Below are 7,428 nucleotides of genomic sequence, written 5' to 3'. Positions count from 1 at the left end.
CAATCGATCCCGTTGCATCTGCATTATTTAGTTGTGTATCTATAGGCTGAATTTGCTCGGACAATTCAGATTGCATCGAGGTTATTGAAGCTCGATACTTTAATTCACGAGTTAGAGCTAATTTAATCTCAATTAAAGCATTCTCCGCTGGAGTTAGTTCTAGAAAATCTGAAACTGTACCAACCTTCCAGCCTTTTACTTCTAGTCGTTGTTGTTTAGTTTTATCCATAATTTTTACTCTTGAATATCGGCATCATATTTACCAAGTCTTCGCTGACAATTTTTAATCGATCGATCTGGTGTTGTGCGAGTTGTCTTTTCAAAAACCTCAACAATTAATATTGCATCATCATCAATGCGATAAATAATTCGCCAATTGCGATCGATATCTCTAATTCTTAACTCGTGACAGCCAGAGCCAATACTTGGCATCGGTCTAGATTGAGGCATTCCTAAACTTTCCCCCTGCTGCAAGCGTCTAAGCAAGATTCCTGCTTCTATCCGTGCTTCTAGGGTAAATGGTGGAGTCTTAACCTCGCCATATAGCCAAATTAATGGTTTATCATTATCTTCGTCCATAGTTATATTTATATCATAATTTAACCTCGATCGATGGGTACTCTATACATAGTCACCCTCAAACCCGATCGATAGGATGCAAGAATTTGAACTCCGTGTCGAACCCCTCGACAATAATAACTTTGCGATCGCACTCTGTCAGCGCAGCTACAAAAAAGCTGGAGAAAAACGCCGTCCTCAATCTAAACAAATCGGCAAAGTTCAAGGGCAATCATTAGTCTTAATTAGACAGGTTATTTATGATGTCCTAAAAGCTAATAATTACGATCCTAAAACCCTATCATACAAACGCCAATCTGCTTACATTATCTCTGAAGAATTTGGCGTTACTTTAGCAATTCTATTTCAAGTACTGCAACCAATTTCTAAGCCCGATCGGATTATTAAGATTGCCCAATCGATCGCGGCTATGAGTTATGAAGAAGCTAATTATTGGTTTGCATTGATTACCAATGGTCGATCGAATGCTCTTAAAGCCATGCGGGTTTTGTTTGATTAGCTGCGTGGATCTACCCACCCCGTCGCTACGCGCCACCCCTCCGAGGAGGGGACTTTGCACGCTAGACATTGCATTTTCAAGCATACATCTCTCTCGAAAGCCCCCCAGGGGGCGATCTAAAAGCCCCATCAAAAAACGCTCGCATGAAAATCCCCTCCTCGGAGGGGTGCCCAACGGGCGGGGTGGGTAGATCCCCGCAGCCACTCCAACACCCCCGCATGAAAATCCCCTCCTCGGAGGGGTACCCAACGGGCGGGGTGGGTAGATCTCCGCCACAACACTAACACCCCCGCATTTCCCAAACCCCAACCCCCAATGAAAAGCCAAGAAAACAAAGTAAAGATTGAAAAACCCACACCCATCAAAATGCTCAACGAGCGGGTGCAGTGTGTAAATGATAATAACTCATTGGATAGTTCACGACGAACTAAACCACTTATTGAAGAAATCATACTTATAAAGAGTTCACAACGAACTCAACTCTTCATCGAAAAAATCATGCCCGTCAAAATGCTCAACGAGCAGGTGCAATATGAAAACGGCGGCAACCCCTTCAAAGGATTGCATCGATGGTACTCACGCAAACCGCTGTCATTTTCCCGCGCATCGATATTGGCTTCTCTGTTACCTGCTGATGTGACAAAAGAGGAATTCGCGCAATTATTAGGCATCGTACCGAATGGGGATACCAAGCTGTACAAAACAACTCCCAGCGATGTAGCGAAGGAAAAAGTCCACGCATTATGCGAAAAAACTTGGGGCAAACGCAATCCCACCATCCTCGATGCCTTCGCCGGAGGAGGAAGTATCCCCTTTGAAGCGGCGCGGTATGGGTTGAATGTCTTGGCTTCCGATCTCAATCCCGTGGCGGTGGTGACGATGAAAGCCGCGATGGAATATCCGCTCAAATTTGGGGCGGGTTTGCAGGTGGATATCGATAAATGGGTGAAGTGGGTAGGCGATGAAGCCGAACAAAGGTTAGCAGAATTTTTCCCTAATCCCGACGGCGAGACGGCGCAGAATTATCTCTGGGCGCATACTGTGGTTTGTCCCTGTTGTGAATCGATCGTACCATTAAGTCCGAATTGGTGGTTGAGTAAGACGAGTAACTATGCAGGAAAAGGGCAGACAAGAAAGGTTACGAGTGATTGGTACGCCGTTAAACCAATTCCCAATCCTCAGCAAAAACGGGTAGATTTTGAATTAGTGAAGGGTGCGAAGGGAAGTGGCGCGACAATAGTAACTGAAGATGAAGAATACGATCCCGATCTTACGGTTTCGATCGGTCGTGGCGTGGGAAAATGTCCGAATTGTAGCAGTGTGATTGAAGATGATGTCATCAAAGCTCAAGCACAAGCAGGTAAATTTGGGCATCAACTATATGCGGTGGCTTACAAGCGCGGTAAGGGTAGTTTGGAATTTAGAACCCCGACAGCGGCAGATTTAGCAGGGGTAGAGAGAGCCGAGGAAGCGATTAAAGATGGTTGGGAAAATCTGATTCCTGATGTTGGCATACCTCACGGGCAAAAAACAGAGAGATTATTTAGTATTGGGATCGATCGATGGTCAAAATTATTTAATCCTCGTCAACTGCTGACTCTTGTTACCTATGTAGAAATTATCCAACAAGCAAAGGCAAAGATTAGAGCGGAATTGGGTAAAGATGAATTAGATAGAGCGAATGCAATTATTACTTATTTGGCATTGGTACTCGATCGATGTGCTAATAAAAACTCTAGACTTGGTGGATGGGATCACACAAGAGTAAATACGCGAACAGCGTTAGCGCAACACTCACTAAATTTGATGTGGAACTATCCAGAAATCAATGGATCTGCCGAGTTGTGGGATTCCTGCGCTGATGCTTTTGTCTCTGACTATCAAGCTCTCTGTACCTATCTAGGTGCCCCATCTTCCACAAACCCCACCATCCCAGGCTTCCAAGAAAACCCATTACCCATTACCCATTACCCATTACCCAAAATCACCCAATCCTCCGCCGATAGCTTGTTCGATATTCCTGATGAATCCGTCGATGCCATCATCACCGATCCACCCTACTACGGCACCATCCAATACGCCGAACTATCCGACTTCTTCTACGTCTGGATGAAACGGGTATTAGACGATGTGTATCCAGAGTTATTTTATAGCGAACTCACCGACAAAGATCGCGAAGCAGTCGCCAATCCTTCCCGCTTTCGGAATATGGGCGCACCGCCAGAAATGTTAGCGCGGGCGGATTATGAAGCGAAGATGCTCCTGGCTTTTAATGAATACCATCGCGTATTGCGTCCCGATGGGGTGATGACAGTCCAATTCAATCACAAAGATCCAGGTGCGTGGGATGTCCTCGCCAACTCCCTGATTAATGGTGGCTTCGAGATTACCGCATCTTGGTCGGTAAGTACCGAAAATCCCCAAAACCTCCACCAGGCAAAGAAAAACTCCGTCGCCAGTACCGTGCTATTAGTCTGTCGCAAGCGCGATCCTGAAGCTGGATTAGCTTGGTGGGACGATTTGCGCCCCCAAGTCGTCAACATCGTAGAAGCCCGCGCCGTCGAATTTGAAGCCAACGACATCACCGGAATCGACCTCTGTCTGAGTGCATTTGGCCCCGCCTTGAACGTATTTTCTAGTTATCAGGAAATTCGTAATAGTAGTGGTGAAATCGTCCGTCCAGAGGCGGCTTTTACCGAAGCCCGTCGCGCTATCGCTAATTACCGCTTCCGTAAATTAGCCCACACCGATACCGCTGGATTCGATCCCCTGACTCAGTGGTATCTATTAGCCTGGGATGCCTTCAAAGCGCGAGAATTTGTATTTGATGAAGCCCGACAATTAGCCCTAGCAATTGGTGGTTTCAATGTCGAAGACTTGAGCAAAGTCTATAAACTCATCACCTCTACAGGCGGTAACTGCAAACTATTAACCCCCAAAGAACGCCTGAAAAAACGCGCCTTCAGCGTCGAAGAATCCGACTTTTCCTCACTCTATCTAGTCGATTCTCTCCACGCCCTAATTGCCATTTATGAAGAAGGACACAACCCCCAATTAGTGCGCCGCTTTATGCAAAACACCGGACTGATGGAAAGCGATGCCCTGATGAAAACAATGGAAATCGCCCTCAAAGTCTTCCCCACCAGCACCTCAGAATACGACGCGCTAGTTTCGTTGCGATTAGCAATGGACGAGATTAAGGCGAAGGTAGTAGTCGAGCAGTTGAGTTTAAGTTATGGGTAGGGTAAAAAATACCCTAACCTTTATCAATAAGTCCGTTTGAGGTACTGCGGAGATCTTTACCCCACCCCAGCCCTCCCCTTATAAAGGGGAGGGAGCAAAAGCCCCCCCTTTATAAGGGGGGGTTGGGGGGGTAACACCATCCCCGCCGAAGTATAGCCTCCAAAGGGCGGGGTGGGTAGATCTCCGCCACAACTCAAGCAAACTCCCTCTATGATATTTAACGTAGTATGGAGGAGAATAAGTGAGTGACTTGGCAGATGAGGATATTTATCGAGAAGTCGGCAAGATCGTCAGTCAATTCGATCTGTACCAGTGTTATGACAGTGCAATTGCAGTCATGCAGTGGCTGAGAGATAATAGGATTGAGGGTCGCATCATCGAGTTAAAAACCTTCTATAGGGATGAAGACTACATTGTCAGCGACAGAATCGGAGGAGATGAGTCGATATCTGAAAATGGCAAACATTACGGCGTAAGAGTGTGCGGACTGATTTTTGACAATCTTTCTACCATAGGAATGAAAGAAGCCGACTGGATTAGAGATTTTCATTGTCCCAGCAACGAATTTGAGATCGCAGAATTAGGAGAATAAATAACATGGAATTTAAAGGCGGACTATTCGAGATTTTAGCAAAGATTAAAGCTACACCAGGAATGTATATCGGTCATCCATCGGTATCAAATTTGTTTGTCTTTCTCGCTGGGTATAAAACGGCGCGACGAGAGTTAGGAATTAGACCGAACGATCGAGAATTGACATTTTATGAGAGTTTTAATGAATTCATTCAAGATCGTTATCAAATCCATATTTCTAACTCTTGGGCAAAAATCATCATGCTCAACTGTCCAGATGAAAAGCAGGGATTCGATCGATTCTTTGAACTCCTAGCAGAATTTGAAGCTAGATCTAAAAATATTCAACAACCTCAAAACGATCTAGTCAAATTATAAATATAGGAGAGTGAATTTATGACAATCAAAGAACAATTGTTGCAATAACTCAATTCTACGCCCGATCGATTAATTGTTGAAACTCTCAATTTTCTACAATTCATCAAAGCCAAAGAAGAATTAACTTTCTCCACCGGAGCATCTTTACTCGCCCATCTAAAAACTATCGGTTCTTGGCACGGCGACGATTTTGATGAATGTTTGCAGGATATTGTCGATACCCGATTACCTGCTGAGTTCACTTTAGAAACCAATCCTTAATAGTGTAATTCTCAATCTTGTAATTTCTGAATACCATGAATATCCAACTGATAGAATCCTTAGCACAAGTAATTCGCGCTCTGCCCACCGAAGAACGCGCTGCCTTAACAGAACAGCTTTTCTTTAATCTTACTTATCCTACAACAAAAGAACTCACTAACCTAGCTGTACGATCGAGTAGCTTTGACTTTTTAGATCGAGAGCCAGAACTTTATAGCCTCGAAGATGGAGAGCTAATATCATGTCTATAGCCAAAGGTGATATTATTTTAGTGCCTTTTCCATTTACAGATCTCAGTGAACCTAAGCTTAGACCTGCTGTTGTATTGTGGGTCGATGATAAAGGTCAAGATGTCACTCTATGTTTTATTTCTTCTCAGGCGATTGAGCGAGTTACTGATGATGAGTCTATCATTTTATCTAGCGATTTAGAATTTGTTCAAACTGGTCTTAAAAGCACTTCTAAAGTGAGAGTAGCTCGTATTATTACCCTAGAAAGGTCATTATTGCAACGCCGTTTAGGTCAACTTGGCTTTCAACATCTTCAGCGACTCGATCGGTGTCTAATTAATGCTTTCCAAATCAATTCTTAAATCATGGAAAATCGAGAGCGAACAATCCGATCGAACTGTAAATATACGAGAAATGTTTTATGACACTCAAAGAACAACTATTACAAGAACTCAATTCTACTCCCGATCGCTTAATTGTTGAAACACTCAATTTTTTAAAATTTCTAAAAGCAAAAGAACAATCGAATCGATCGACAGATGAATCTTTACTCGCCGATTCAGAATCAGCAGAATGGTATGCCATGTCTTTGCAAGGATTAAATAGAGCCTACAGTGACGATGAACCAGATTATGAACTATCTCCATCCTAAACCTTCATAAGTAAATGCACATATTTTTGGTGCGTTACGCTTCGCGATAACACACCCTACTTATTACTTATTACTTATTACTTGATTTAATGCTCCCCGATCGATCCTGGCGAATTAGCTACTCTAGTAATGAAAATAACCCGATCGCCGAATTCTATATTCCTGCGTTAGAATGCGCCGTACAATACGATCGCAAGTCCGGTTTTTTCAATAGTGCAATTCTCAGTAGAGTAGCGCGGGGACTGGGCGCAATGCTCCATAATCAAGGTAAAATTCGGTTGATTATGGGCTGTCAATTTAGTCCTGAAGATTTGGATGCGATCGAGAAAGGCTATGCTCTAAGAGATATTGTCAATGAAAGACTAACCGCCGCTCTCCAACCACCCGAAAACTTCGTCCAACTCAAACATTTAGAAATCCTCAGTTGGCTAATTGAAACTGGTAGTTTAGATATCAAAATTGCCATTCCCATGAAAGTAAATGGAATGCCAATATCTTCGCCCAACCATCTCGAAAAAAAAGATAATTTACAAGTCCCCCTTATCAAGGGGGATTTAGGGGGATTCCACATTTTCCATGAAAAAGTCGGCATCTTCACCGATACCGATGGCAATAAATTAGTATTTAGCGGCTCCAATAATGAATCAGTAGCCGGATGGGAATACAACGTCGAATCCTTCCACGTCTACTGCGGCTGGGAAGGCGGCAGAGATGGCGAGAGGGTAGATGAAGAAGTAACTAGATTCGATCGGTTGTGGCACGGATTAGCCCCCAATGTGAGCATCTTCGATCTACCCGAAGCAGTACTTCGCAAGCTGCTCACTCATGCACCCAAATCTATCCCCGATTGGAACCAGCAGATCGAATTCGATCTAGACGAAATTCAGCCCCCAAACCCTGTATCCCAAACCCCAAACCCTGAACCCCAAATCCCAACCCCCCACCCCCAAGAAAAAGCACTCTTCGATCTCCTTGCCAATTTACACAACCATCCTGGCTGTCTAGATTTCTGC

The 7,428-nt window shown here is 44.0% G+C and carries 9 protein-coding genes and 1 pseudogene; 8 read left to right on the top strand and 2 right to left on the bottom strand.

What is annotated here, in order from left to right:
* On the bottom strand, positions 1 to 229 hold a 229-nt coding region (locus RMO35_RS24435; RefSeq protein ID WP_309745234.1), incomplete at its 3' end, for a hypothetical protein.
* A 5-nt stretch (positions 230 to 234) separates the two neighbouring features.
* A complete protein-coding gene (locus RMO35_RS24430) occupies positions 235 to 579 on the bottom strand; it encodes a type II toxin-antitoxin system RelE/ParE family toxin (protein WP_309745232.1) in 345 nt (114 codons plus the stop codon).
* Between the two features lie 76 nt (positions 580 to 655).
* Between RMO35_RS24430 and RMO35_RS24425 the strand changes: the two genes are divergently transcribed.
* The 8 genes and pseudogenes from RMO35_RS24425 to RMO35_RS24390 form a co-directional block, all read left to right on the top strand.
* Positions 656 to 1,078, top strand: a complete 423-nt coding sequence (locus RMO35_RS24425; RefSeq protein WP_309745230.1) for a hypothetical protein — start codon at positions 656 to 658, stop codon at positions 1,076 to 1,078.
* 498 nt (positions 1,079 to 1,576) lie between these two features.
* On the top strand, positions 1,577 to 4,321 hold the full coding sequence (locus RMO35_RS24420; RefSeq protein WP_309745228.1) for a DUF1156 domain-containing protein: 2,745 nt from the start codon (positions 1,577 to 1,579) through the stop codon (positions 4,319 to 4,321).
* Positions 4,322 to 4,562: 241 nt separating this feature from the next.
* Positions 4,563 to 4,913 carry a papain fold toxin domain-containing protein gene (locus tag RMO35_RS24415; RefSeq protein ID WP_309745226.1) on the top strand — a complete coding sequence of 117 codons (351 nt, stop codon included), beginning with the start codon at positions 4,563 to 4,565 and terminating at the stop codon, positions 4,911 to 4,913.
* A 5-nt stretch (positions 4,914 to 4,918) separates the two neighbouring features.
* Positions 4,919 to 5,272 (top strand): hypothetical protein, encoded by a 354-nt coding sequence (locus tag RMO35_RS24410; protein ID WP_309745224.1) that lies wholly within the window; start codon positions 4,919 to 4,921, stop codon positions 5,270 to 5,272.
* Positions 5,273 to 5,568: 296 nt separating this feature from the next.
* Positions 5,569 to 5,784 carry a hypothetical protein gene (locus RMO35_RS24405; protein WP_309745222.1) on the top strand — a complete coding sequence of 72 codons (216 nt, stop codon included), beginning with the start codon at positions 5,569 to 5,571 and terminating at the stop codon, positions 5,782 to 5,784.
* A complete protein-coding gene (locus RMO35_RS24400) occupies positions 5,775 to 6,125 on the top strand; it encodes a type II toxin-antitoxin system PemK/MazF family toxin (protein ID WP_309745220.1) in 351 nt (116 codons plus the stop codon). The genes RMO35_RS24405 and RMO35_RS24400 overlap by 10 nt, the downstream gene beginning before the upstream one ends.
* A 59-nt stretch (positions 6,126 to 6,184) precedes the next feature.
* Complete coding sequence (locus RMO35_RS24395) at positions 6,185 to 6,415, top strand: hypothetical protein (protein WP_309745218.1); 231 nt, start codon at positions 6,185 to 6,187, stop codon at positions 6,413 to 6,415.
* An 89-nt stretch (positions 6,416 to 6,504) separates the two neighbouring features.
* Positions 6,505 to 7,428 (top strand): annotated as a pseudogene (locus RMO35_RS24390) (helicase); the annotation flags it as partial.

The organism is Chamaesiphon sp. OTE_20_metabat_361 (assembly GCF_031364565.1).
Note: the sequence above shows the minus strand (reverse complement) of the source record. Positions and strands in the feature narration are given on the sequence as shown.